This window comes from Mesorhizobium sp. M0618, assembly GCF_040320765.1.
GTDB lineage: Bacteria > Pseudomonadota > Alphaproteobacteria > Rhizobiales > Rhizobiaceae > Mesorhizobium.
In genome coordinates, this window is sequence record NZ_JAMYQH010000002.1 from 188,773 (window position 1) to 212,793 (window position 24,021).

Genomic DNA, 24,021 nt, shown 5'->3' on the forward strand with positions numbered 1-24,021 from the left:
AAGATGCCCGAAGGGCGGATGAGGGCGGCGCCGGCGTTGAAGGTTTCGCTCAGCCTTTGGCCGCTTCTTCGATCTTGGCGATGTCGATCTTGCCCATCTGCATCATCGCCGACATCACCCGGCCGGCCTTCGCCCGGTCCGCATCCCCGAGCAGCCTGGGCAATTGCTCCGGCACGACCTGCCAGGAAACGCCGAATCTGTCCTTCAGCCAGCTGCAACGGCCGGGTTCGCCACCGCCTTCGGTGAGTTTGCTCCAGAAATGGTCGACTTCAGCCTGCGTCTTGCAGTCGATCGACAGCGACATGGCCTCTGTGAATTTGTATTGGGGGCCGCCATTGAGCGCCTGGAACTGCACGCCGTCGAGTTCGAATGAGGCCACCAACACCTTGCCTTCCTGGGCGTGGCCCTGTGGCCAGCGCGTGACGCTCAACACCTTGGAATTCTTGAAGATCGATACGTAGTGGTTCATGGCCTCTTCGGCCTGGCCGCCGAACCACAGGAAGGTGGTGATCTTTTGCATTGTCTGTCTCCTTGGCATTTCTTTGGGGAAGGGTCAGGCGGCGCCCTTAGCGGCGTCCTGGAGTGAAAAAAGATAGGCGTCGAGCTGGGCGTAGCTGTTGGCCATGCCGCTGGTCATGCCGGTGCCGAGAGCGCCGTCACGGGCTGTTTGCGAAGCGTAGAGCACCGTCTGCGTTAAAAGGGTTTTGCCGGTCTGATCGGTAAAGGTCACCGTTCCGATCGTTTCGCCACCGGTCCAGTCCTCGTCGAACAGTTCGGTTGCGACGATCCGGCTCGGCCGTACGATTTCGCGATTGGCGCCGCTCATACCCATACTGCGACCGTCGCGGTGCTGCCAGACATAACGCGTCGCGCCGCCGACTCTGAGGTCGATCTCGCAGACCGTCAGACGCCAGCCGTCCGGGCCGTGCAGCCAGCCCTTCAGCAGCTCCGGCACCGTCCAGCAGTCGAAGACCATCGGCCGTGGCGCCGCGAAGAGGCGGGTGATCTGGATCTCACGGTCGCTGGGCGTGGTCACTGTCAAGGTGGCGACGGTTGAGCCGGGAAGAATTGTGGTGCTCACGATGATCCTCCTTATGTTGTCCAAGGATGGCCGGCCGGCCGGCGATCCGACACAGGTCCCGATTTTTTCCGGCTATTGGTCTGCCTCGCCGGGAGCTTTTTCGGCTTGCATGGCGCCCAACAGGGCGTCGAGGCGCTGGAAATTGCCTTCCCAGATTTTGCGATAACGCTCCAGCCAGTCATTGGCCTCGGCCAGCGGCTCGACTTCCAGCCGGCATGGCCGGCGCTGCGCGTCGCGGCCACGAGAGATCAGCCCAGCGTTTTCCAGCACCTTGAGATGCTTGGAAATCGACGGTTGGCTCATCGCGAAGGGTTCGGCGAGCTCCATGACCGAAGCTTCGCCCTGGATGAGCCGCGCAAGGATGGCGCGCCGTGTTGGATCGGCGAGCGCGGCAAAGGTAGCGTCCAGCTGGTTCATCTGTCATCCATAGCCAATAAGGTATATACCCATTTGGCTATATACAGGTGAATGACCCTCGTCAACCAAGTTGCGCCTTGCGTTCTGGCGCATTGCAAAATTGTGGCCAGACCGGGCTTGCACGTCTATAACGCCTGCGGTCCGAATTCAGCTCCGCCGCGCCATGCCTGGCTGTGGCCAGCCACCAAGGAAAAAACATGCCTGCCTATCGCTCCCGCACCACCACCCATGGCCGCAACATGGCCGGCGCTCGCGGCCTCTGGCGCGCCACCGGCATGAAGGACAGCGATTTCGGCAAGCCGATCATCGCGGTGGTCAACTCCTTCACCCAGTTCGTGCCGGGCCATGTCCATCTCAAGGATCTCGGCCAGTTGGTCGCGCGCGAGATCGAGAAGGCCGGCGGCGTCGCCAAGGAATTCAACACCATCGCCGTCGACGACGGCATCGCCATGGGCCATGACGGCATGCTCTATTCGCTACCGTCGCGCGAGCTGATCGCCGATTCCGTCGAATACATGGTCAACGCTCACTGTGCCGACGCCATGGTCTGCATCTCCAATTGCGACAAGATCACGCCCGGCATGCTGATGGCATCGTTGCGCCTCAACATCCCTACCGTCTTCGTTTCCGGCGGTCCGATGGAAGCTGGCAAGGTGGTGCTCGCCGGCAAGACGCAGGCTCTCGACCTGGTCGATGCCATGGTGGCGGCGGCCGACGACAGAATTTCCGACGAGGACGTCAAGGTCATCGAGCGCTCGGCCTGCCCGACCTGCGGCTCCTGCTCGGGCATGTTCACCGCCAATTCGATGAATTGCCTGACCGAGGCGCTGGGCCTTTCATTGCCCGGCAACGGCTCGACGCTGGCCACGCATGCCGACCGCAAGCGGCTGTTCGTCGAGGCCGGCCACCTGATCGTCGATCTCGCCCAGCGCTATTACGAGCAGGACGACGAAACCGCGCTGCCACGCAACATCGCCTCCAAAGGTGCGTTCGAGAACGCCATGACGCTCGACATCGCCATGGGTGGCTCGACCAACACCGTGCTGCACATTCTCGCCGCCGCGCATGAGGGCGAAATCGATTTCGATCAGGACGACATCGACGCGCTGTCGCGCAAGGTGCCGGTGCTGTGCAAGGTTGCTCCGGCCAAGTCCGACGTGCACATGGAAGACGTGCACCGCGCCGGCGGCATCATGGCCATCCTCGGCCAGCTCGACAATGCCGGCCTGCTCAACCGCGACCTGCCGACGGTGCACACGCGAACGCTGGGCGAAGCGCTCGACCATTGGGATATTTCCCGCACGACCAGCCAGAGTGTGCGCGATTTCTTCCTCGCCGCCCCTGGTGGCGTGCCGACACAGGTCGCTTTCAGCCAGGACCGCCGCTGGGACGAACTCGATCTCGACCGCGAGAAAGGCGTCATCCGCTCGACCGAACATCCCTTTTCCAAGGATGGCGGCCTCGCCGTGCTGAAAGGCAATCTGGCTCTCGACGGCTGCATCGTGAAGACGGCCGGCGTCGATGAATCGATCCTGAAGTTCACCGGCCCGGCCCGCGTGTTCGAGAGCCAGGATTCGAGCGTGAAGGCGATCCTCTCCAACGAGATCAAGGCCGGCGACGTCGTCGTCATCCGCTATGAGGGACCGCGCGGCGGCCCAGGCATGCAGGAAATGCTCTACCCGACCAGCTATCTGAAGTCGAAAGGGCTCGGCAAGGCCTGCGCTCTGGTCACCGACGGCCGCTTCTCCGGCGGCACGTCGGGCCTGTCGATCGGCCACGCATCGCCGGAAGCCGCCGAAGGCGGGCTAATCGGGCTGGTGCAGGAGGGCGATACGATCGAGATCGACATCCCGAACCGCAGCATCCGCCTTGCTGTCGATGACGCGGAGCTCGCTGCGCGCCGGGCGGCGATGGAGGCCAGGGGCGCCCTGGCCTGGAAGCCAGAGGAAAAGCGCAAGCGCAAGGTGACGACCGCCTTGCGCGCCTATGCCGCGATGGCGACCAGCGCGGCCAAGGGGGCTGTCAGGTTCGTGCCGGAATAAGGTTCGCGCCCAGGCCCCCTCATCCGGCCGCTACGCGGCCTCTTCTCCCCGCTAGGGAGAAGAGGCTGGCGCCGGCGCTGACGATCTCTTCTCCCCTCGGGGAGAAGGTGGCCCGAAGGGCCGGATGAGGGCGCCTGGCTCCAACATCCGGAACACCATCAGGGCATCAACTGATACTCATAAAGCTTCTGGTAGAGCCCGCCCTGCTTGAGCAAGGTCTTGTGCGGGCCGCTTTCCACCACCTTGCCGGCTTCGAGCACCACGATCGTGTCAGCCTGGTGCACGGTCGACAGACGGTGCGCGATAACGATCGTCGTGCGGCCTTCCGTCAATTGCTGCAGCGCGTCGCGGAACAGTGCTTCCGATTCGGCGTCGAGCGCGCTGGTCGCTTCGTCCAGAAGCAGGATCTCGGCATTGCGCAGCATGGCGCGTGCGATCGAGATCCGTTGGCGTTGGCCGCCCGATAGCAGGCCGCCATTCTCGCCGACATCCGTCTCGTAGCCTTTCGCCTGCGCGCTGATGAAGTCATGGGCGTTGGCCGCCTTGGCGGCGGCGATCACCTCTTCGTCGGTCGCACCCTCGCGCCCAAGCCGGATGTTGTGCATGATGGTGCCGGCAAACAGGAACGTGTCCTGGCTGACATAGGCGATCTTTTCCCGCAGCGATGCGAGCGTCGCATGGGAAATATCCTGACCATCGAACAGCACCTTGCCGCTCTTCGGGTCGTACATGCGCATGATCAGGTTTAGAATCGTCGACTTGCCGCCGCCGGAAGGCCCGACCAGCGCCGTCATCTTGCCGGGCGCAAGCGTCAGATCGAACCTGTCCAGCACCGGCGGCCCGTTCTGATAAGCGAAGTCGACGGCGTCGAACCGGATCTCGCCCGGTCCGGCCAGAAGCGGCTTCGCGTCCGGCTTCTCGACCAGAGTCAGCGGCTGGTCGGCGAGCTCGAACATCATGCGCACGCCGACAATGCCGCTTTCCAGCGATATGCGCACGCGCGCAAGGCGCTTTGCCGGCTCATAGGCGAACAGGAGCGCCCCGATGAAGGCCATGATGTTTCCAGGCATCTGGCCGCCTTGCAAGACCAGGAAGCCGCTGACGAAGATGGCCCCGGCAATTGCCAGTCCGGCCAGCGTCTCCATCACCGGGCTTGTCGCAGCCTCCAGCGTCGCGATGTTGTTGGCCCGGTTCTCGACGTCCGACACGGCCTTGTACATGCGGTTGCGCATTGCGCCTTCGAGGTTGAAGGATTTGACGACGCGCACGCCGATTGCCGTTTCCTGCATCACCTGCACGATCTGGCCGACCGAGCGAAACTCCATCGCGGCGAACTTGCGAACACGTTTGAGGATGCGGTTGACCCCGTAGATAGCCAAGGGGCCGACGACAAAGCAGATTATGGACAAGGCTGGCTGCTGCCAGACCATGACTCCTACCAGGACAACCAGCGACAACAGGTCGCGCACATAGGACGTGACAACGAGGTCGAGCACGTTGCGCGCAGCCTGCGCATTGTTGGTCATGCGTGTGATCAGGTCGGACGACGAGGTCGAATGGTAGAATTCGATGCCTTGCGCCAGGATGCGGTCGTAGATCTTGCGCTGGCGATCGGCGATAATGGCGTTGCCGACCCGGCTCATGAAATAAGCCTGGATGAAGTTGGCGAGACCCTTGAGAATGAAGATCGTGGCGACCCCCGCCGCAATCAGGTTGACGCGGTCAATCCGCTTGAAGACCACGAATTCGTCGGTGATCTCTTTGAGAATCCAGGCGCTGGCGCCGGTCGTGGCGGCCACCACAAGCATCGACAAGATCGCGGCGCCGTAGCCAAACCTGTGCTGGTAAAAGGATTCCCGGATCAACCTCGCAACGAGGCGCTGGTTTTCCGTCGAGCGGAAGAAACGAAACAAACGGCGGATCCTTGAAACCGGGACAACGAAGGCGGCTTATAGAGGGAGTTGCGGCCGGATGGAACCATCCGCGGCCGCCGCGGACAAACCGCTGTTGCAAGCGGCATCGACGGGATGCGATTTTCAGCCTCGGCTATATCAGATGATTCTTTTGACGGGATGACGACAGATGGATTTCGACCTTATCGTTCGCGGCGGCACGCTGCCTGATGGCAGGGTTGCCGACATAGGCATCAGCGGTGAGACGATCGCGGCGATCGAGCCCGTTATGCAGGGTTCCGCGCGAACCGAGATCGACGCCCGTGGCAATCTGGTCTCGCCGCCCTTCGTCGATCCGCATTTCCACATGGACGCGACGCTCTCATACGGCATTCCGCGCATCAACGCGTCGGGTACGCTGCTCGAAGGCATTTCGCTATGGGGCGAGTTGAAGCCGCTTTTGACGCATGAGGCGGTGCGTGATCGCGCATTGGCCTATTGCGACTGGGCGGTGTCGATGGGCCTGCTCGCAATCCGCACCCATGTCGATGTCTGCGATGACAGGCTGCTGGCGGTCGAGGCGCTGCTCGAGGTCAAGAAGACGGTCGCCCCCTATATCGACCTGCAACTGGTCGCCTTCCCGCAGGACGGGTTCTACCGCTCGCCGACGGCACGTGAGAACACCATCCGCGCATTGGACATGGGCGTCGACATTGTCGGCGGCATCCCCCATTTCGAGCGCACCATGGCCGACGGCACGCGTTCGGTAACGGAGCTGTGCGAGATCGCGGCCAAACGCGGCCTGATGGTCGACCTGCATTGCGACGAGACCGACGACCCGCTGTCGCGTCACATCGAACAGCTTGCCTATGAGACGCAGCGCCTTGGTCTGCAAAACAGGGTGGCCGGCTCGCATCTCACATCGATGCATTCGATGGACAATTACTACGTCTCGAAGCTGCTGCCGCTGATCGCCGAGGCCGGCGTCTCGGTCATTCCCAATCCGCTGATCAACATCATGCTGCAGGGCCGCCACGACACCTTCCCGAAGCGCCGCGGCCTGACTCGGGTCAAGGAGATGCTGGCGCTCGGCATTCGCGTCGGCTGGGGCCAGGATTGCGTGCTCGATCCCTGGTATTCGCTTGGCACCGCCGACATGCTCGATGTCGCCTTCATGGGTCTGCACGTTGCTCAGATGTCGAGCCCGGCCGAGATGGCGCGCTGCTTCGACATGGTCACCAACGTCAATGCCGCGATCATGGGCCTCGATCATCTCGGCCTGGCGGTCGGCAAGCGCGCCAGCCTTGTCGTCCTCGATGCCGGCAATCCGGTCGAAGCCCTGCGCTTGCGCGCCGAGCGCCTGTGCGTCATCGCCAGGGGCAAGGTGGTGGCGGAGCGGACGAAGCAGGAGACCAGGCTGTCCATCGACGGAAGGCCGGGAATGGTGAACCGGCGGCACATATCCGCCTAGATACAGCCGATTCCTGGCACTGGTCTTACCCATTGCCCGAATTCTCCTCGTCAAAGCCGCCGCTTCCGTCTACGACGCGGCTTACTAGGGAGGAATCGGGATCGGCATGACGCAGCCCGTGGCGCAGAATTCGACGATCAGGAATGTGCTTCTGGCCGGCATTCTGCTGATGCTGGCCGGCGACTTCCTGTTTGCGCTGAACGACGCCATGGGCAAGTGGCTGGTCGCCAGCTTCTCCGTCGGTCAGGTGGTGCTGATCCGCTCCATCGGCGCCTTTTTCGTGCTTGGCCCGATGATTGCCCATCAAGGCACGGCCAAGCTGTTTCGCATGGAACGCCTGGAGCTGCAGCTGCTGCGCGTTGTCATGACCACGCTCGACACCGCGCTCTTTTATGCCGCCGTGGTCTATCTGCCGCTTGCCGATGTCATGAGTTTCTACATGGCCGGGCCGATCTACGTTGCGGCGCTCTCGCACCTCTTGCTTGGCGAAAAGGTCGGTTGGCGCCGCTGGATGGCGATCCTGCTCGGCTTCTGCGGCGTTTTGATCATGCTGAAACCGTCCTCGGCGGCGTTCTCGCTGTCGTCGGGCTTTGCGCTGGTGGGCAGCATCTCCTTCGCCTTCGCCATCATCCTCAACCGCCGGCTGCGCGGCACCAGCGACACCAATCTGGTGACATGGCAGACTATCGGCACGCTGCTGGTCGGGGGTGTGCTGACCATCGGCGCCTGGCAGACGCCGTCGGCGCTCGATCTCGGCGCCATGCTGCTGCTCGGCATCGTCTCCTGCGGCGCGCATCTGATGATCACCAGGGCGCTCAAGCTGGCGCCGGCTTCGACATTGGCGCCGCTGCACTACACGCTGCTGCTGTGGGCGGTGGTGTTCGGACTGGCATTCTTCGGCGACGTGCCAGGCCCGCGCATACTGATCGGCTCGGGCATCGTCGTTCTGGCCGGCCTGTTCATCTTCCACCGCCAGAAAGTGGTCGAGACTGCGGTGCCGCCCGAAAACGTGCCGAAGGGCGTGAATTAGTAGGCTCAGCCCTGACGTATCGCCGCCAGGTGCCGTGAAAACTCCGTCGTCTCCATCAGCGCCTTGCAGCGCGCGAACCGACCGTCGGCATAGGCGCGAAAATCATCGACCGGATTGTTGTTGGCGAGCTGGATCAGCCCCCACAGCGTCCACAACAGGTCGCACATCGCCTTGTAGATGACGACGCGGCCGCGCTCCGCCGGCTTGGCCTCGCCGCCGAAATAGGCGCGCATCATCTCCTCATCCTGCCCCGTGTCGAATTTGCCTTCCACGCTGAGGTCGCCAAGGTCCCAGAGTGGGTCATTCATGCCCGAATACTCCCAGTCGACGATCCACATCCGCTCGCCGGTATCGAGAAAGTTCTCGCACAGCGGATCGCAGTGGCAGGCAACGAGCGGCAGCGGATAGGCGGCCAGCGCCGAGCGCACGCTCTCGGCGTCGCGCACCACGTCATGATAACCGGCGGGCAGGGCGACCTCCTTGGTGGACAGCACCTTGAGGTAATCGTCGATCATCGCGAACAATTCGAAGCGGAAGGGAAACACCGCGCCTGAATCGTGCAGCTTGCGAAAGGCCTCGCCGGCGCGGGCCGGACTGCCCGGACGTGTCCGGAATTTCTCCGGCGACACCGTTTCGGCGCCGGCGATGTAGCGTGTCACCATCACCCCGGTGCCGGGGTCGACATGCAGCACCTCGGGACTGACCCCTGCCTTTGCCGCTTCGCGTGCAGCCACTGCTTCGTTGGCCCGGTTGATCTATTCCTCGGTGCCCTTGCCGGGAATGCGCAGGCAGAAGTCGCCGGCCTTGAAGACGAGGTTGGTGAGGCCGCCCAGCCGTTCCAGCGGCCCGCTGTAGCCGGCCAGCATGGGAATGGCGTCCAGTGCCGCACGCGCCTCGTCAGTCACCATGCCTGCGCCCCCACGCCGTTATTTGTCGCAGCGACGGTTCCACAATTTTCGCGCTTTGGCTATCATCACTGCGAGATCAAAAATTGGCGGACTGGATAAAAGTGGCGGACAGCAAACATCATGGCGCGCTCGGCGCGGCCTACGCGGCAAAGCGGCCCGAAGAGGTGGCCGCACTCTATGATCGCTGGTCGGAAACCTATGACGCCGACATGTCGGCCGCCGGCTATCGCCATCCGACGATCTGCCTTGCCTTGCTGGCCCGCCATCTGCCGCGCGGTTCAGCACCGCTGCTCGATGCCGGGGCCGGCACCGGGCTCATCGGCGAATGGCTTGATATTGCTGGTTACCCGCAAGTCGAGGCACTCGATATTTCACAAGGCATGCTGGATCAGGCGGCCCGCAAGGGCGTCTATTCCGCGCTCCATTGCCTGGCGCTCGGCGGTCATCTGCCCTTTGCCGATGATGCCTATGCCGGGATCATCTCGGCCGGCGTCTTCACCTCGGGCCATGTCGGCGTCGAGGGGCTGGACGAGCTAATCCGCATCTGCCGCCCGGGCGGCGTGATCGTGCTGACGGTCAAGAACACGCTGTGGGATGCCGGCTTTGCCACGCGTGTCGGCGAGATCGAGGCGCAAGGCCTCGTCACCCGCGTCGAGGAAACGCGCCCTTACGTCTCCATGCCGGGCGAAGCCGACACCGTGCCCAGCCGCGGTCTCGCACTGCGCGTGACCTGACCTACGCTTTGACCCTGGCGCCTGCCGGGTCGTACATCGGCTCGAGATGGATCTTGGCCGGTGTCCTCTCCATCGCAACCACCAGTTCATAGTCGCCCGAGACCAGAAAATCGTCGCTCACCCCGTCGGCGTTGCGCACATAGCCGTAGCCGATGGTCTTGCCCAGCGTGTAGCCATAACCACCGCTGCTGAGATAACCGACCGGATCGCCATTGCGCAGTATGGTTTCGCGACCGAGCAGCACGATCTCGGGGTCGTCGACCGTGAAGCTGGCAAAGCGTTTCTTCAGTGCCGCGCCGCTGGTCTTCTCCAGCGCGCGCCGTCCAACGAAATCGGTGTTCTTGCGCAGCTTGACCGCCCAACCGAGCCCGGCTTCCTGCGGCGTGTCGTTGGGGGTGATGTCGGAGCCCCAGGCGCGATAGCCTTTTTCCAGCCTTAGCGATTCCAGCGCCCGATAGCCGACCGGGCGGATGTCATGCTTCTCGCCTGCCGCCAGCAGCGCGTCGAAGACTTCGCCGGTGGCCGCGATCGGCACATGCAGTTCCCAGCCGAGTTCGCCGACATAGGTGACGCGCAGCGCCCGAACCGTGTGGCCGGCGATGGCAATCTCATGCACATGGCCGAACGGGAAGCCGGCATTCGACACGTCGGCTCCGGTCGCCGCCGAGAGCACGTCGCGCGCCCGAGGACCCATCAGCGACAGCGTGCCGAAATCCTCGGTGACGTCGACAAGCCTGGCGTCGAGCCCTTCGCCGATATGATCGCTGATCCATGAGAAATCATGCGTGCGGAAACCTGTGCCGGTGACGATGTAGAATTTCTCCTCGGCCAGCCTCGCCACAGTGAGATCAGCCTCGATACCGCCGCGCGTGTTGAGAAGCTGCGTGTAGGTCAGCCGGCCGACCGGTTTGCTGACGTCGTTGGCGCAGATCCAGTCCAGCGCCTTCAGCGCATCGGGCCCGCTCAACTCGTATTTGGCGAAAGACGATTGATCGAATATGCCAACCTTTTCGCGCACATGACGGTGTTCGTCGCCGACCGCCGCGAACCAGTTCTGCTGGCCCATCGAATAGATGTCCTGCGGCTCGACGCCTTCGGGCGCGAACCAGTTCGGCCGCTCCCAGCCGAGCTTCGAGCCGAACACAGCATTTTGCTGTTTCAGCCTGTCGTAGAGCGGCGAGAGGATACGGGGCCTCCCGCTGGCATACTCCTCATGCGGGAAGCCGATCGTATAGTGCTTGCCATAGGCCTCCAGCGTGCGGTCGCGGACCCACTGACGGTCGCGGTGCAGGTTGGAAAAGCGCCTGATGTCGACCACCCAAAGGTCGAGCGGTGCTTCGCCGTCGACCACCCACTGCGCCAGCACCCAGCCGGCGCCGCCGCCCGAGGCGATGCCGAAGGCGTTGAAGCCGGCGCCGACGAACATGTTGGCACATTCGGGCGCTGTGCCGAGAATGAAATTGCCGTCCGGCGTAAAACTCTCCGGCCCGTTGATCATCTGCTTGACGCCGACGGTTTCCAGCGCCGGCACGCGCGCGATCGCTTGGCTCATGTGCTGCTCGAAATGGTCGTAGTCGTCGTCGAACAGCCTGAACTCCCAATCATTGGGTACGTCGCCGCCGGGGAGACCAGTCGCCCAGGCCTGCGGGTTCGGCTCATAGCCGCCCATCACCAGCCCGCCGACTTCCTCCTTGAAATAGGTGCGTCGGTCAGGGTCGCGGATGGTCGGCGCGTCGGTCGCCAGACCGTCGATCTTCTCGGTGATGATGTACTGGTGCTTCACCGGCTGAAGCGGCACGTTGATGCCGGCCATGGCCCCCACTTGCCGCGCCCATTGGCCCGCACAGTTGACCACCTTGTCGCAGGCGATGTCGCCCTTGCTGGTCTTCACCGCCGTGATGCGGCCGTCCTTCATTTCGAAGCCGGTGACACGGACATCCTCGAACAGTTTGGCGCCATGCATGCGCGCGCCCTTGGCCAGCGACTGCGTGATGTCGGAGGGGCTCGCCTGGCCATCGGTCGGCAGCCAGGAGGCGCCGACGAGATCGCCGGTCTCCAGCAGCGGCCACATTCTTTTCACCTCGTCCGGCGACAGCAATTGCATGTCCATGCCGAAGCTTTTTGCTGTTGTCGCCAGCCTTTTGTACTCCGTCCAGCGGTCGGCATTGGTGGCGAGCCTGAGGCAGCCGGTCATCTTCCAGCCGGTGGCGAGACCGGTCTCGGCCTCCAGTCCCTTGTAGAGGTCGACGGAGTATTTCAGCACGCGGGTGATAGACGCCGACGAGCGCAATTGCCCGACAAGGCCGGCCGCATGCCAGGTCGAACCCGAGGTCAGCTTGCCCTGCTCCAGCAGCACCACGTCAGCCTTATGGTCGCGCGCCAGATGATAGGCCGTCGAACAGCCGATGATGCCGCCGCCGATGACGACGATGGCGGCCTGGCTCGGCAATGTCATGATTTCTGTATCCCGTATTTTGTCCGGTAGTTTTCAAGTGCCGCGTCGAGCCGGACGAGGTTTTCCTCGGTGTAGGCGACGTAGTCGATGCCTGGCGCGTCGAGATAGAGCTCGGAGACCATGCTCCACATCGCCTCGCGCAGCAGCGAGGCGCATTGCATGGCCGCGTGCGAACGGCGGATCGCATCGTCCGGCTCCTTCATGAAGTAGGCTGTCAGGAAGGCGAAGGATTCCTCGTCGCTCATGCCGGCGTTGGAGGCGGCGCCTGCGAGGTCGAACATCGCCGTGTTGAAACCGGCATATTCGAAGTCGATCAGCCACAGCCTGTTGCCGTCATCGAGAATGTTGGCCGGCAGCAGATCATTGTGGCCAAAGACGATCGGCAGCAGCTTCTGCGCGCGCTCCAGTTCGTCGGCCAGTGTCAAAAGGCGCGGCAAGTCGCTGCGCTTGCGGCTCCCGCCCTCTTCAAGCGTGCGCGCATAGTCGCGGATGACATGGAACACCCAGAACATGAAGCCGGCGCCGGAAACGTGATTGGGCATCTCCCGGTGGAAGGCGCGCATCAGAGCCGCGACGCGGCCGAGATTGGCGCGCACGTCTTCCGCCAGATAGGTTTTCGCACCGAGAAATTCCGTTACCAGTATGCCCGGTTCGGCATGGTGGACGGCTGGCGCGAAACCGGCGGCATGCGCCGCCCGCGCGGTCATAACCTCGCGCTCGCGAAAGACATGGTGGAACGGATAGTCCTTGCCGAAGCGCACGACATGTCGTCCGGCCGCGTCCGTGACCACATAATTCGCGTTGCTCAGGCCGCCGGGCAGCGGTGCGATCTCGATGCCACCGGTCCAGCAGGGCAGGGCGCGGATGCGATCTTCGGCGGTCACGGAATCATCCCTGGTTTGCTGGGCTTCGACAAGGCGCCGTGAACAGCGCAACGACGGCGGGGAGAAACGTAAATACTCTCGTCGGTGCGGGACGCCAGGATCGGTATCCCGCACCGCACCGACGAGCCCCTTGGCCAGGTTTTTGAGCCCGGCATCCGCCCCCGCGGATCTGAAAATTCCTTGTACAGGCACGTTCCAAACGGCCTGACCACTGAGTTGCGTCTCTGCCCCCAGTCGCAGATCTAAAGCCTGTTGATGTCTTTGATTTCACGCCCCGGTTGCCCGCTTGTCAATCAAAAGGTGTGACTTTTTTTGGGTATTTTGCCCGAAAGCATAAGGTAGTTCCTTTAAAAGCACTTGAATTACCTTAGAATCGGTCAGGAGCATCAGTTCGGGAAACCAGATGGCCCAGTCCAAACGACACGGCGAGATCCTGCGTCTCCTGCAGGAAGAGGGCACCGTCACCATCGCCAGTCTGGCCGACCGGCTGGGCGTGTCGCTCGAGACAGTGCGCCGCGACGTCAAGCCACTGACTGGTGATGGCTCTGTCCTCAAGATGCATGGCGCCATCGGCCTGCCGTCGATGATCGGCGAAGCGCCGTTCGAGCGGCGTATGCGTGAGAACGCCGACGCCAAGCGCGTCATTGCCCGCATGGTCGCCGCCACCATACGCGACGGCGAATCGATCATGCTCGACACCGGCACGACGACCTCGTTCCTTGCGCGTGAACTGCTTGGCCACCGGCGCCTGACGGTCGTCACCAATTCCTCGGATATTGCCCGCACCCTGGCCACCATCAACGGCAACAAGGTCTATATGGCGGGCGGCGAGCTGCGCAGCGATTCCGGCGCTGCTTTCGGCGCCTCGGCAATCGATTTTGTCAGTCGTTTTTCGGTCAGCCACGCCATCATTTCCACCGGCGGCGTCGACGCGGTGATGGGCGTCATGGATTTTGATCTGGATGAGGCCGAGTTCGCCCGCATGGTGCTGTCGCGCGGCCAGCGGTCCCTGGTTATCACCGATCACTCGAAATTCGGCCGTCTTGGTCTGGTCCAGGTCTGCGGCTTCGACAGCTTTTCCGAACTCGCCACCGATCGCTCGCCGCCGCACGACCTGGCCGCCGCCCTTGCGCAGGCCGGCGCGCGGCTTAGCATCGCCGACGAGGAAGCCGGGTTTTAGCCAAACACCAGCGACTGGTGGGCGCAGACGCCCGCAAAGGTGCCAGCCGATACCGCAAAGGCGATGTTGTGCATCGAACGTGCCGCGTCGCCGGCGGCGTAGACGCCGGGCACGGTCGTCTGCTGCCTGTCATCGACGGTGATTATCGGACCGAGAAGGCCTTCGGTGAAGCCGCAGCCGAGCTGTTCAGCCAGCGGGCTGGCCATGGTGTTGCGCGGCGCGGTGAACATCGCCCTGACGCCGGCCTTTCGGCTATCGTCGAGGTGGACGATCAACCCGCCGGAGCCGTCTTCCCGCAGCTCGGCAACGCTGGTGGGCTCAAACCGCACCTTTCGGCTCTCCAGCGCGCGCATCTGCTCTGTGTCAGGCTCGAACAGGCCGTTGCCGAACAGCGTGACATCGCCCCAATCGGCGATCAATTGCGCCTGATGCAGGGACATCGGGCCGGTTGCGAGCACGCCGAGCGGCCCGCCGGAAACCTCGTAGCCGTGGCAATAGGGGCAGTGCAGCACTTTTCTGCCCCAGAGCTCGGCAAGACCGGCAACCGCCGGCAGGATATCGCGCACCCCGGTGGCCAGCACCAGCCGTGTGGCGCCGAATGTCTCGCCGCCGTCGGTGGCGATTTCGAAATCGCTGCTGTCAGCAGCAACGGCCTTGTCCGCACGCCTGTCGACAACCCTGGCTGTCGGATAGGCCAGCAGCTGCCGCCTTGCGTCATCCAGGATTGCGCCGGGCGCGCGCCCGTCATGTCCGAGGAAGCCGTGCGAATGCTCGGCAAAGCGGTTGCGCGGCTGGCCGGCGTCGATCACCAGCACCTTGCGTCCTGCGCGCGCCACCTGGATGGCGGCGGACAGGCCGGCAAAGCTGCCGCCGACGACGGCAAGATCATACTGCATGGCTGGAGACTCCAATGAGGTCAAAACGGCGGCGGAAATCGGCGGTCAGGTCGGCCAGCGTGATGCGGCTCAGTTTCTCCGCCAGCAGCTTTTCGGCGGCGATGCGAAAATCGTCGAGCACGGCGATCACCGCCTGCTCGACGAGGCAGCCGGGGCTTTCCGGCTCGGTGCTGAACGGCAGCAGCGTCTCGCCAAGGGCGACGCTGATCTCGGCCAAGGATATTTTCTCGGGCGCCCGCCCGAGCAGCCAGCCGCCACCGTGCCCGCGCGACGAGATGACGATGCCGGCATCGCGCAAGCCTGCGATGGTGCGACGGACCACAACCGGATTGGTGTGGATGAAGGTGGCAAGCTGCTCGGAGGTCAGCGCCTGTTCGGGCTTCTCGGCCATGTGGACGAGAATGTGCAAGGTCGAGGACAGTCGGCTGTTGCGCTTCATGTAACTTAGTTAGTTACGATTGGCGAAGCCGTCAAGTGTTCGCCGGTTGCCACTTCCCAGCATCGCGTCCGCCGTGTTTAGTCCGGCCATGGCTTTCACCATCCGCCAGTTGCAGTTCTTCATCGCCGTCGCCGAGCAAGGCACGGTCTCGGGCGCCGCGCAGAACCTGTCGATCTCGCAATCGTCGGTCACCGAAGCGATCAAGGAGCTCGAAAGCGATCTCGGCGTCGAACTGTTCGAACGCCATCCGCGTGGCCTCAACATCACCCACAAGGGCCACCAGTTCCTGCGCCACGCGACGAAGATTCTCGCGGACGTTTCCGACGCGCGCCGCTCTTTCTCGGGCGAGCAGACGGTGGCGGCCGGCCGGCTGCAGCTCGGCGTCACCTCACTGGTCGCCGGCTATGTGCTGTCGGATCTGCTCGCCCGCTACCGCCGCGCCTATCCCGGCGTCGAGGTCTCTGCCATCGAGGACAATGGCGATTATCTCGAACACCTCCTGATCGGCGGCAAGCTCGACATTGCCGTCATGGTCACCTCCAATTTGCGCGACCGCACCGCGTTGCAGTCGGAAATCCTCGAAGTCTCGGCCTATCGGCTGTGGCTGCCGCTCGGTCATCCGCTCGTCGGCGCCGACATCATCGGCATTGGCGACATTGCCTCCGAAACGCTGATCATGCTGACCGTCGACGAGATCGAGGAGAATACCGGCAAGCTGCTGACGGCGATCGGCGCCAAGCCGCATGTCGCCTTCCGCACCCGTTCCGTGGAGGCCGTGCGCAGTCTGGTCGCCACCGGCGCCGGTGTGGCGCTGCTGCCCGACCTCGTCTACCGGCCCTGGTCGCTGGAAGGCGACCGCATCGAATCGCGCGACATTTCCGGCTCCTTGCCGGTGGTCCAGGTCGGCATGGTCTGGCGGCGCGGCTCCGGTCTGCCGCAGGCGGCGCGCGATTTCATCGGCCTTGCCCAGTCGCAACGGACGGTCCGCCAGCGTCCCTGAGAGATCGACTGCCCACCTATCGGAAAAACCGATATCGCCCTTCTGATAAATGAATTTGCGAAACCGGAGTTTTCAAAGCACTTTCGGTCCAGGGACCAAAGCCGCCATCAGAGCGGCATCAAGCCCAACGGACGAACTGACAGTTTTCAGTCCGCGCGTGACCCCTAGCGAAGACCGAAACCGGCTTTCAGGGTCAGGCGCCTAAATGGGAGATCGACAATGAATTCATTCCTGAAGTCATGCACTGCTCTGACGGTCGCGCTGACCTTTTCCGGTCAGGCCGTCGCTCAGGTCAAGGAACTTGGCAAGGGCGAAGGCCAGGTCAACATCGTTGCCTGGCCGGGCTATATCGAGCGCGGCGAAACCGACAAGGGCTATGACTGGGTGACCTCCTTCGAGAAGGAGACCGGCTGCAAGGTCAACGTCAAGACCGCCAACACCTCCGACGAGATGGTCTCGCTGATGAATGAGGGCGGCTTCGACCTCGTCACCGCTTCGGGCGATGCCTCGCTGCGCCTCGTTGCCGGCAAGCGCGTGCAGCCGATCAACACCGATCTCATCCCGAGCTGGAAGACCGTCGACGAGCGCCTCAAGGACGCGCCGTGGTTCACCGTTGGCGGCGCCCACTACGGCGTTCCCTACCAGTGGGGTCCGAACGTCCTCATGTACAACACCGACGTGTTCAAGGAGGCTCCCAAGAGCTGGAACATCGTCTTCGAGGAAATGAAGCTGCCGGACGGCAAGTCCAACAAGGGCCGCGTCCAGGCCTATGACGGGCCGATCCACATTGCGGACGCTGCCAACTATCTGATGTTCCACAAGCCGGAACTCGGCATCAAGGACCCTTATGAACTGAACGAGGACCAGTACAAGGCGGCACTCGACCTGCTGCGCGTCCAGCGCACGCTGGTCGGCCGCTACTGGCATGATGCCGCCATTCAGGTCGATGATTTCCAGAATGAAGGCGTCGTCGCTTCCGGCTCGTGGCCTTTCCAGGTCAACACGCTGGTCGCCGCCAAGAAGCCGATCGCTTCCACCATCCCGGAGGAGGGCGCGACCGGTTGGGCCGACACCACGATGATGGAAGCCGACTCGGCCAATCCCAACTGCGCCTATATGTGGATGGAACATTCGCTGTCGCCCAAGGTGCAGGGCGATGTATCGGCCTGGTTCGGTTCGCTGCCGGTCGTGCCTGCCGCCTGCAAGGGCAACGAGCTGTTGACCGACGAAGGCTGCAAGACCAACGGCTACGAGAATTTCGACAAGATCAAGTTCTGGAAGACGCCGGTGTCGAAATGCGCCACCCAGAACGACCAGTGCGTGCCCTACTACCGCTGGGTGTCGGACTATATCGGCGTCATCGGCGGGCGGTGATTTTTCTTACCCTCCCTCTCGTGGGGAGGGTCGACGCATAGCGTCGGGGTGGGGTCGGCTCGGCGTTTTTCGAGGCACCCCCACCCGCGGCTTCGCCGCGACCTCTCCATAAGGGGGGAGGTAGGACGTCGCGCGACATCAGCACACCAAACCGGCAACGGACTGACAGCCCATGACCTCCGCCGTCTCCTTCCAGAAAGCCTCGCGCCATTTCGGCAGCGTGCGCGCCGTCGACGCGGTCGATCTCGATATCGCGCCGGGGGAATTCTTCGCCATGCTCGGGCCGTCCGGTTCCGGCAAGACCACTTGCCTGCGCCTCATCGCCGGCTTCGAGCAGCCGACATCGGGCTCGATCTCGATCTTCGGCGAACGCGCCGAGGGCGTTCCGCCCTATCGTCGCAACGTCAACACCGTGTTCCAGGACTATGCGCTGTTCCCGCATCTGAACGTGCTCGACAATGTTGCCTATGGTCTCATGGTCAAGGGCGTGGGCAAGGCTCAGCGGCACAAGGCGGCGGAAGAGGCGCTGTCGCTGGTGCGGCTGCCCGGCTATGGCGCTCGCCGTCCCGGCCAGCTTTCCGGCGGCCAGCGCCAGCGCGTGGCACTGGCCCGTGCGCTGGTCAACCAGCCAAAGGTGCTGTTGCTCGACGAGCCGCTCGGCGCGCTCGACCTCAAATTGCGCGAGAACATGCAGGAGGAGCTGAAGTCGCTGCAGAAGGCGCTCGGCATCACCTTCGTCTTCGTCACCCACGACCAGGGCGAAGCGCTGTCGATGGCCGACCGCGTCGCCGTCTTCAACGACGGCAAGATCATGCAGATCGGCACGCCGGAGGATATCTACCAGCGGCCGAAGACGCGTTTTGTTGCCGATTTCGTCGGCTCCTCCAACGTGCTGCCGCCGGATTTCGTCCAACGCTATTCCGGCCAGAATCGTTGGGGCAGTCTGCGCCCTGAATCCATTCGCGTCGGCCGCGCGGCCAGCGGGGGCACAAGTGGTGAAGGCGTGTCCGCCCGCCTCGTCTCGACCAACTATCTCGGCGCCACGACAAAATTGGCGCTCGACGCCGACGGCCTGCGACTGCACGCCATCGTGCCGGCCGGCACGGCCTTGCCGGCAGAAGGCGAGGCGGTGGTGCTGACCTTCAACCGCGAGCATCTGCACCTGATGGATGAGCCTGCATGATGGAGGTTTGCGCATTGCACCCCCCTCTGTCCTGCCGGACATCTCCCCCGCAAGGGGGGAGATTGGCTGTTACCACTGGCTTCGCCAGCTTCCAACGCTGCAGAGCCGGTGAGGCGGACAAGCTGCTGATCTCCCCCCTTGCGGGGGAGATGTCCGGCAGGACAGAGGGGGGTGTGAAGGATCTCGGCCTCTCATACATCCTCCATGAGTACAGAGCTCCATCATGACGACCGCCGCGCTCAGCTCCAATCCCGCGCCCGCCATCCTGCCGGGCAGCGGCGGCCTGCGTGGCGCGCTGTCGGACCTTTTCTGGCGCAAGCCGAAGGTCCTGCTGTTGCTCATGCTGCTGCCGCCGGTGCTTTGGCTGGGCATCGTCTATATCGGCTCGCTGTTTGCGCTCCTGGCGCAGAGCTTTTTCTCCATCGACGAGTTTTCCGGTCTCATCAACCGTGAGTTCACGCTCAAGACCTATGGTGACCTGTTCCAGGCCGCCAATCTCGATATCATCCTGCGCACGGTGACGATGGCGGCTCTGGTCACGCTGGCCTCGGCCGTCATCGCTTTCCCCATCGCCTACTACGCGGCGCGCTATGCGCGCGGTCGCTGGAAGGCCTTGTTCTATCTCGGCATCATGCTGCCGCTGTGGTCGAGCTATCTGGTCAAGATCTACGCCTGGAAGCTCATCCTGGCCAAGGAAGGCATCCTCACCTGGCTCCTCGCCAAGCTGCATTTATTGTGGGTGCTCGACGCCTGGCTGTCGCTGCCGATCGTCGGCGGCAATTCGCTGTCGGTATCGTTCACCGGCACCTTCATCGTCTTCGTCTATGTCTGGCTACCGTTCATGATCCTGCCGGTACAGGCGGCGCTCGAGCGCGTGCCCGGCAATCTCGTCGAGGCCTCGTCCGATTTGGGCGCTTCGCCCGGCCAGACCTTCCGCAACGTGCTGTTCCCGCTGGCGCTGCCCGGCATCGTCGCCGGTTCGATCTTCACCTTCTCGCTGACGCTCGGCGACTATATCATTCCGCAGATCATCGGCACCTCGCGGCTGTTCATCGGCCAAGCCGTCTATTCGCAGCAAGGCACCGCCGGCAACATCCCGCTCGCCGCCGCCTTCACCGTGGTGCCGATCGTCATCATGGGCTTCTATCTCTGGGGCGCCAAGCGCATGGGGGCCTTCGATGCGCTCTGATGGTTCCCAGTCGGCGCCGCTCGGCCTGAAGATCGCCGCCGCCTGCGGCCTGCTGTTCCTGCATCTGCCGATCCTGCTGATCTTCGTCTATGCCTTCACCACCGAGGAGAAGAGCTTTGTCTGGCCACCCCCCGGCCTGACGACGCAATGGTTCGCCGTCACCTGGAACCGGCCGGATGTCTGGCAGGCATTGTCGCTGTCGGTCAGGGTTGCCGCGATCTCGACGGCGATCGCGCTCGTCCTCGGCACGCTCTGTTCGGCGGCGGTTTCGCGGACAAAATTCTTCGGCCGCGAAACCATCTCGCTGCTGGTCATCCTGCCGATCGCGCTGCCCGGCATCATCACCGGCATCGCGCTGCGCTCGGCCTTTTCGCTGGCAGATATCCCGTTCTCGTTCTGGACGATCGTGCTCGGCCACGCCACCTTCTGCGTCGTCGTCGTCTACAACAATGCCGTCGCCCGCTTTCGCCGCACCTCCGGATCGATGATCGAGGCGTCGATGGATCTCGGCGCCGACGGTTTTCAGACCTTCCGGCATGTCGTGCTGCCCAACATCGCCACGGCACTCCTTGCCGGCGGCATGCTGGCCTTCGCTTTGTCCTTCGACGAGGTCATCGTCACCACCTTCACCGCCGGCCAGCAGCAGACGCTGCCGATCTGGATGCTGGAAGAGCTTATCCGTCCGCGCCAGCGCCCGGTCACCAATGTCGTGGCCATGGTCGTGGTGCTGGCGACGCTGCTGCCGATCCTTGCCGCCTATTACCTGACCCGCGACGGCGACCAGATCGCTGGAAGCGGCAAATGAGAGTGGTGAATAGTGAATAGTGAATAGCGAATAGTGAATAGAAAAACACACGGAGGAGATCACTCCCTGCCGTTGCCTAGCACCACTCACCATTCACCATCTGACCAAGGAGAACCCAATGGACACCCAGATGCTGATCGGCTCGAAATTCGAGAAGGGCACCGAAACCGAGGAACCGATCCTCAATCCAAAGACCGGGGCGACCATCCTCAACCTGCCCGAAGCCAGCCCGGCACAGATCGAGGCGGCGGTGGCCGCCGCCGAACAAGCGTTCGTCTTGTGGTCGCGCACCACGCCGGCGCAGCGCTCGGGCTATCTCCTGAAGATCGCCGACCGCATCGAGGCATCCGCGAAGGAGTTTGCCACGCTCGAGGCGCTGAATTGCGGCAAGCCGATCAATGCCGTGCTCAATGACGAGATTCCGGCCATCGTCGATTGTTACCGCTTCTTTGCCGGTGCGGTCCGCTCAATGCCGGGCGTCGTCGCGGGCGAATATCTGCCCGGCCACACCTCGATGGTCCGCCGAGACGCGATCGGCATCGTTGCGTCCATCGCGCCGTGGAACTATCCGCTGATGATGATGGCCTGGAAGTTGGCGCCGGCAATCGCCGGCGGCAACACCGTCGTCTTCAAGCCTTCCGAGCAGACACCGCTGACGGCGCTGAAGCTGGCAAAAATCCTTGCGGAAATCCTGCCGGAAGGCGTGGTCAATGTCGTGCTCGGCCGCGGCGACAGCGTCGGCAACACGCTGATCAACCATCCCAGGGTCAACATGATTTCGATCACCGGCGATGTCGCCACCGGCAAGAAGGTGCTGCAGGCAGCTGCCAAGTCGGTCAAGCGCACGCATCTCGAACTCGGCGGCAAGGCGCCGGTGATCGTCTTCGACGACGCCGATCTTGGCGCCGTGGTCAACGGGCTGCGCGCCTTCGGCTATTACAATGCCGGCCAGGACTGCACCGCCGCCTGCCGCATCTACGCCGGCAGGAAGATCTACGACAAGCTCGTCGCCGATCTCTCCTCGGCCGTCTCGACCATCAAGTACAACCGTCCCGACGACACCGAAAACGAGATCGGCCCGCTGATCTCCCGCCGCCAGCGCGACCGCGTCTCCAGCTTCGTCGAGCGCGCCTCGGAACTGAACCACATCGAGATCACCACCGGCGGCAAGCCGGGCGAGGGTTCCGGCTTCTACTACCAGCCGACAGTCGTTGCCGGCGCGCTGCAGGAAGACGAAATCGTGCGCCGCGAAGTGTTCGGCCCGGTCGTCTCGGTTACTCGTTTTTCGGAGGTCGACGAGGCGGTGAACTGGGCCAATGACAGCGACTACGGCCTCGCATCCTCAGTATGGACCAAGGATGTCTCGCGCGCCATGGCGACGGCCGCCCGCCTGCAATATGGCTGCACCTGGATCAACACCCACTTCATGCTGACCAACGAGATGCCGCATGGCGGGCTGAAGCAGTCCGGCTACGGCAAGGACATGTCGCTCTATGCGCTGGAGGACTACACCGCCGTGCGGCATGTGATGGTGGCGCATGGTTGAGAAGTGGTCCGCGTAGCAAACGAAAAGCCAATTGCTTGGCTTTTCGAGCTTCGAACGCCCTGCGCCTGCGAAGGGCCGGGCGTGGCTATTTTCTCTTCTCCCCGTTTTACGGGGAGAAGAGTCGCTACTCCACAACGCGATAAATATTCCATAGGCTGGTGCCCGACACGACATAGGGCTCGATCTCCTTGCCCCATTTCGCGTGCGCGTCGATCTTGCCGATCTTGGCGAAGAACGCCTCCAACTGGGCCAGGTTTTCGACCTGGTGATGGGACTCGACCGTCGCCTCCCGCGCGCCGATAGAACCGGTCATGATCTGGAACTCCAGCTCGGCGAGGCCGACCTGCGAGCCGATCTCGCGTTCCCATTTCTTCAACAGGTCGAGCACGGTCTGCTTGTGTCCGAATTTGGCGTCGATCTGCCATCTGGCGCTGAACATCGTCTTCTCCTCCAGCTTTGCGGCCCAGGCCGCGGTTGATCCACCGGCTGTTGCCTACTCGTCCCAGGCCTGCACGACGGTCTGCCTTGCGATCCGCCCGTCCTTCAGCTCCAGCATCGCCGCGCAGAACACCTTGGTGCCGTCCGGATAGGCGCAGGCCTGGGTGAAGGCGAGACTGTCGCCGTCGGCGATGGTGGTATCGACCTTGTGGGTCATCGCGCGGCTGCAGATGTCGTCCCAGAATGTGGTGATCGCGGCGCGTCCGCGGATCTCGCGCGGCTTGCTCGGCGGGTTGTTGCGGTCGATCACCCGCACCAGCGCGTCTTCGGCATAAAAGCTCGACAGCATCTTGCCGTCACGGGTTTCGATGGCCTTCTTGATCGCCGCGCCATCCACTGTTTGGGTCTTGGTCAGCATGTCATTCTCCATTGGCCCGTCTTCCGGGCGGTTGATGGTCGAAGTGCTGCCCGGCGCTTGTCGCCAGGCAGTGGTTTTTACTGCGACTTCGCCTTGACGGCCGCGAACACGTCGTCGGCCTGCTTCTTGAAGGTCGTCAGATCGACCTGGCTGCCGTTGAGCATCGTCGACCAGTGGCGCACGATCGCGGACATCGCCACCGCCTCCTTGATCTCCTCGTCGCTGGCGCCGTTGAGCTTGGCCGCCTCGGTGTGGAAGTAGATGCAATACTGGCACGGGATCTGCGCCGCGACGGCGAGGCCCAAAAGTTCCTTGGTCTTGCCGTCAAGCGCCGTCTTCGGGTTGAGCTGCACGCCCTTGATCTCGGCCCAGGCGCCGGCGACGGCCACATCCGGCAACGTCTTGAACATGTCCGGCACCGAGCCGAGCGTCGCCTCAATGTCCTTGTAGGTCGCCGCCGCGGACGCATCCTCGGCCTTTGCCGGAGCGATGGCGAACAGCGCTCCAATGCCTGCCGCTATCACAAGCGATTTGAGTGTTTGGTTCGACGTCAGCATTTCCTCCTCCGTTCGCAGCACCTTTCCGGCGACATCCGCCTGGCCTGCATGGGAGAATTGATAGCGCCTAGCCGCCCTTGGC

The 24,021-nt window shown here is 63.2% G+C and carries 22 protein-coding genes and 1 pseudogene; 11 read left to right on the forward strand and 12 right to left on the reverse strand.

Going from position 1 to position 24,021, the window contains the following annotated elements; translation table 11 throughout:
- Positions 1-49: 49 nt before the first annotated feature.
- From NKJ04_RS03020 to NKJ04_RS03030, 3 genes are all read right to left on the reverse strand, one after another.
- Positions 50-520 carry a VOC family protein gene (locus tag NKJ04_RS03020; RefSeq protein ID WP_352673451.1) on the reverse strand — a complete coding sequence of 157 codons (471 nt, stop codon included), beginning with the start codon at positions 518-520 and terminating at the stop codon, positions 50-52.
- 33 nt (positions 521-553) lie between these two features.
- Complete coding sequence (locus NKJ04_RS03025; protein ID WP_352673454.1) at positions 554-1,081, reverse strand: SRPBCC family protein; 528 nt, start codon at positions 1,079-1,081, stop codon at positions 554-556.
- A gap of 72 nt (positions 1,082-1,153) precedes the next feature.
- Positions 1,154-1,498: an ArsR/SmtB family transcription factor gene (locus NKJ04_RS03030; RefSeq protein WP_352673456.1), complete on the reverse strand. Its 345-nt coding sequence runs from the start codon at positions 1,496-1,498 to the stop codon at positions 1,154-1,156.
- A 197-nt stretch (positions 1,499-1,695) separates the two neighbouring features.
- Between NKJ04_RS03030 and ilvD the strand changes: the two genes are divergently transcribed.
- The gene (gene ilvD / locus NKJ04_RS03035) at positions 1,696-3,540 is read left to right on the forward strand and encodes a dihydroxy-acid dehydratase (protein WP_023811662.1); all 1,845 of its coding nucleotides are present in this window, start codon (positions 1,696-1,698) and stop codon (positions 3,538-3,540) included.
- Positions 3,541-3,698: 158 nt separating this feature from the next.
- Here ilvD and NKJ04_RS03040 read toward each other — a convergent pair whose 3' ends face one another.
- The gene (locus tag NKJ04_RS03040) at positions 3,699-5,453 is read right to left on the reverse strand and encodes an ABC transporter ATP-binding protein (RefSeq protein ID WP_128363991.1); all 1,755 of its coding nucleotides are present in this window, start codon (positions 5,451-5,453) and stop codon (positions 3,699-3,701) included.
- Between the two features lie 169 nt (positions 5,454-5,622).
- On the opposite strand from NKJ04_RS03040, the gene NKJ04_RS03045 reads away from it, so the two are divergent.
- Together NKJ04_RS03045 and NKJ04_RS03050 are read left to right on the forward strand one after the other, a co-directional pair.
- A complete protein-coding gene (locus NKJ04_RS03045) occupies positions 5,623-6,903 on the forward strand; it encodes an amidohydrolase family protein (RefSeq protein ID WP_352673458.1) in 1,281 nt (426 codons plus the stop codon).
- 106 nt (positions 6,904-7,009) lie between these two features.
- A complete protein-coding gene (locus NKJ04_RS03050; protein ID WP_023811665.1) occupies positions 7,010-7,933 on the forward strand; it encodes a DMT family transporter in 924 nt (307 codons plus the stop codon).
- 5 nt (positions 7,934-7,938) lie between these two features.
- Here the strand turns inward: NKJ04_RS03050 and NKJ04_RS03055 are convergent.
- Positions 7,939-8,841: pseudogene (locus NKJ04_RS03055) on the reverse strand (phosphotransferase).
- A 101-nt stretch (positions 8,842-8,942) separates the two neighbouring features.
- Between NKJ04_RS03055 and NKJ04_RS03060 the strand changes: the two are divergent.
- Positions 8,943-9,575 (forward strand): class I SAM-dependent DNA methyltransferase, encoded by a 633-nt coding sequence (locus tag NKJ04_RS03060; RefSeq protein WP_164893001.1) that lies wholly within the window; start codon positions 8,943-8,945, stop codon positions 9,573-9,575.
- A gap of 1 nt (position 9,576) precedes the next feature.
- Here the strand turns inward: NKJ04_RS03060 and NKJ04_RS03065 are convergent, their stop codons facing one another.
- The gene (locus NKJ04_RS03065; RefSeq protein ID WP_352673461.1) at positions 9,577-12,030 is read right to left on the reverse strand and encodes a GcvT family protein; all 2,454 of its coding nucleotides are present in this window, start codon (positions 12,028-12,030) and stop codon (positions 9,577-9,579) included.
- Entirely contained in the window at positions 12,027-12,914 is an 888-nt protein-coding gene (locus NKJ04_RS03070; protein ID WP_128304831.1) for a phosphotransferase family protein, read from the reverse strand. Before NKJ04_RS03070 ends, NKJ04_RS03065 begins: the two co-directional genes overlap by 4 nt.
- A 403-nt stretch (positions 12,915-13,317) precedes the next feature.
- Here NKJ04_RS03070 and NKJ04_RS03075 point away from each other — a divergent pair, with 403 nt between their 5' ends.
- Complete coding sequence (locus NKJ04_RS03075; protein ID WP_127290028.1) at positions 13,318-14,094, forward strand: DeoR/GlpR family DNA-binding transcription regulator; 777 nt, start codon at positions 13,318-13,320, stop codon at positions 14,092-14,094.
- Here the strand turns inward: NKJ04_RS03075 and NKJ04_RS03080 are convergent.
- Together NKJ04_RS03080 and NKJ04_RS03085 are read right to left on the reverse strand one after the other, a co-directional pair.
- Positions 14,091-14,990: an NAD(P)/FAD-dependent oxidoreductase gene (locus tag NKJ04_RS03080; RefSeq protein WP_352673463.1), complete on the reverse strand. Its 900-nt coding sequence runs from the start codon at positions 14,988-14,990 to the stop codon at positions 14,091-14,093. The two genes, NKJ04_RS03075 and NKJ04_RS03080, sit on opposite strands and share 4 nt — an antisense overlap.
- Positions 14,980-15,429: an RrF2 family transcriptional regulator gene (locus tag NKJ04_RS03085; RefSeq protein WP_352580147.1), complete on the reverse strand. Its 450-nt coding sequence runs from the start codon at positions 15,427-15,429 to the stop codon at positions 14,980-14,982. Before NKJ04_RS03085 ends, NKJ04_RS03080 begins: the two co-directional genes overlap by 11 nt.
- 88 nt (positions 15,430-15,517) lie before the next feature.
- Here NKJ04_RS03085 and NKJ04_RS03090 point away from each other — a divergent pair, with 88 nt between their 5' ends.
- The 6 genes from NKJ04_RS03090 (at position 15,518) to NKJ04_RS03115 (ending at position 22,526) form a co-directional block, all read left to right on the forward strand.
- Positions 15,518-16,429, forward strand: a complete 912-nt coding sequence (locus NKJ04_RS03090; protein ID WP_023811673.1) for a LysR family transcriptional regulator — start codon at positions 15,518-15,520, stop codon at positions 16,427-16,429.
- A 219-nt stretch (positions 16,430-16,648) separates the two neighbouring features.
- Entirely contained in the window at positions 16,649-17,803 is a 1,155-nt protein-coding gene (locus NKJ04_RS03095; RefSeq protein ID WP_352673466.1) for an ABC transporter substrate-binding protein, read from the forward strand.
- A 172-nt stretch (positions 17,804-17,975) separates the two neighbouring features.
- A complete protein-coding gene (locus NKJ04_RS03100; protein WP_352673468.1) occupies positions 17,976-18,986 on the forward strand; it encodes an ABC transporter ATP-binding protein in 1,011 nt (336 codons plus the stop codon).
- Positions 18,987-19,209: 223 nt separating this feature from the next.
- On the forward strand, positions 19,210-20,175 hold the full coding sequence (locus NKJ04_RS03105) for an ABC transporter permease (RefSeq protein ID WP_023811677.1): 966 nt from the start codon (positions 19,210-19,212) through the stop codon (positions 20,173-20,175).
- Positions 20,165-20,980, forward strand: coding sequence for an ABC transporter permease (locus tag NKJ04_RS03110; RefSeq protein WP_352673471.1), 816 nt, complete (start codon positions 20,165-20,167; stop codon positions 20,978-20,980). The genes NKJ04_RS03105 and NKJ04_RS03110 overlap by 11 nt, the downstream gene beginning before the upstream one ends.
- Before the next feature lie 118 nt (positions 20,981-21,098).
- Positions 21,099-22,526, forward strand: coding sequence for a gamma-aminobutyraldehyde dehydrogenase (locus tag NKJ04_RS03115; RefSeq protein ID WP_352673473.1), 1,428 nt, complete (start codon positions 21,099-21,101; stop codon positions 22,524-22,526).
- A gap of 124 nt (positions 22,527-22,650) precedes the next feature.
- Here NKJ04_RS03115 and NKJ04_RS03120 read toward each other — a convergent pair whose 3' ends face one another.
- The 3 genes from NKJ04_RS03120 to NKJ04_RS03130 all read right to left on the reverse strand — a co-directional run bounded on the left by NKJ04_RS03120 (position 22,651) and on the right by NKJ04_RS03130 (position 23,939).
- Positions 22,651-22,965 (reverse strand): hypothetical protein, encoded by a 315-nt coding sequence (locus NKJ04_RS03120; protein WP_352551054.1) that lies wholly within the window; start codon positions 22,963-22,965, stop codon positions 22,651-22,653.
- 54 nt (positions 22,966-23,019) lie between these two features.
- Entirely contained in the window at positions 23,020-23,382 is a 363-nt protein-coding gene (locus NKJ04_RS03125) for a nuclear transport factor 2 family protein (protein ID WP_352610811.1), read from the reverse strand.
- Positions 23,383-23,459: 77 nt separating this feature from the next.
- Positions 23,460-23,939: a carboxymuconolactone decarboxylase family protein gene (locus NKJ04_RS03130; protein ID WP_352673476.1), complete on the reverse strand. Its 480-nt coding sequence runs from the start codon at positions 23,937-23,939 to the stop codon at positions 23,460-23,462.
- Positions 23,940-24,021 lie beyond the last annotated feature (82 nt).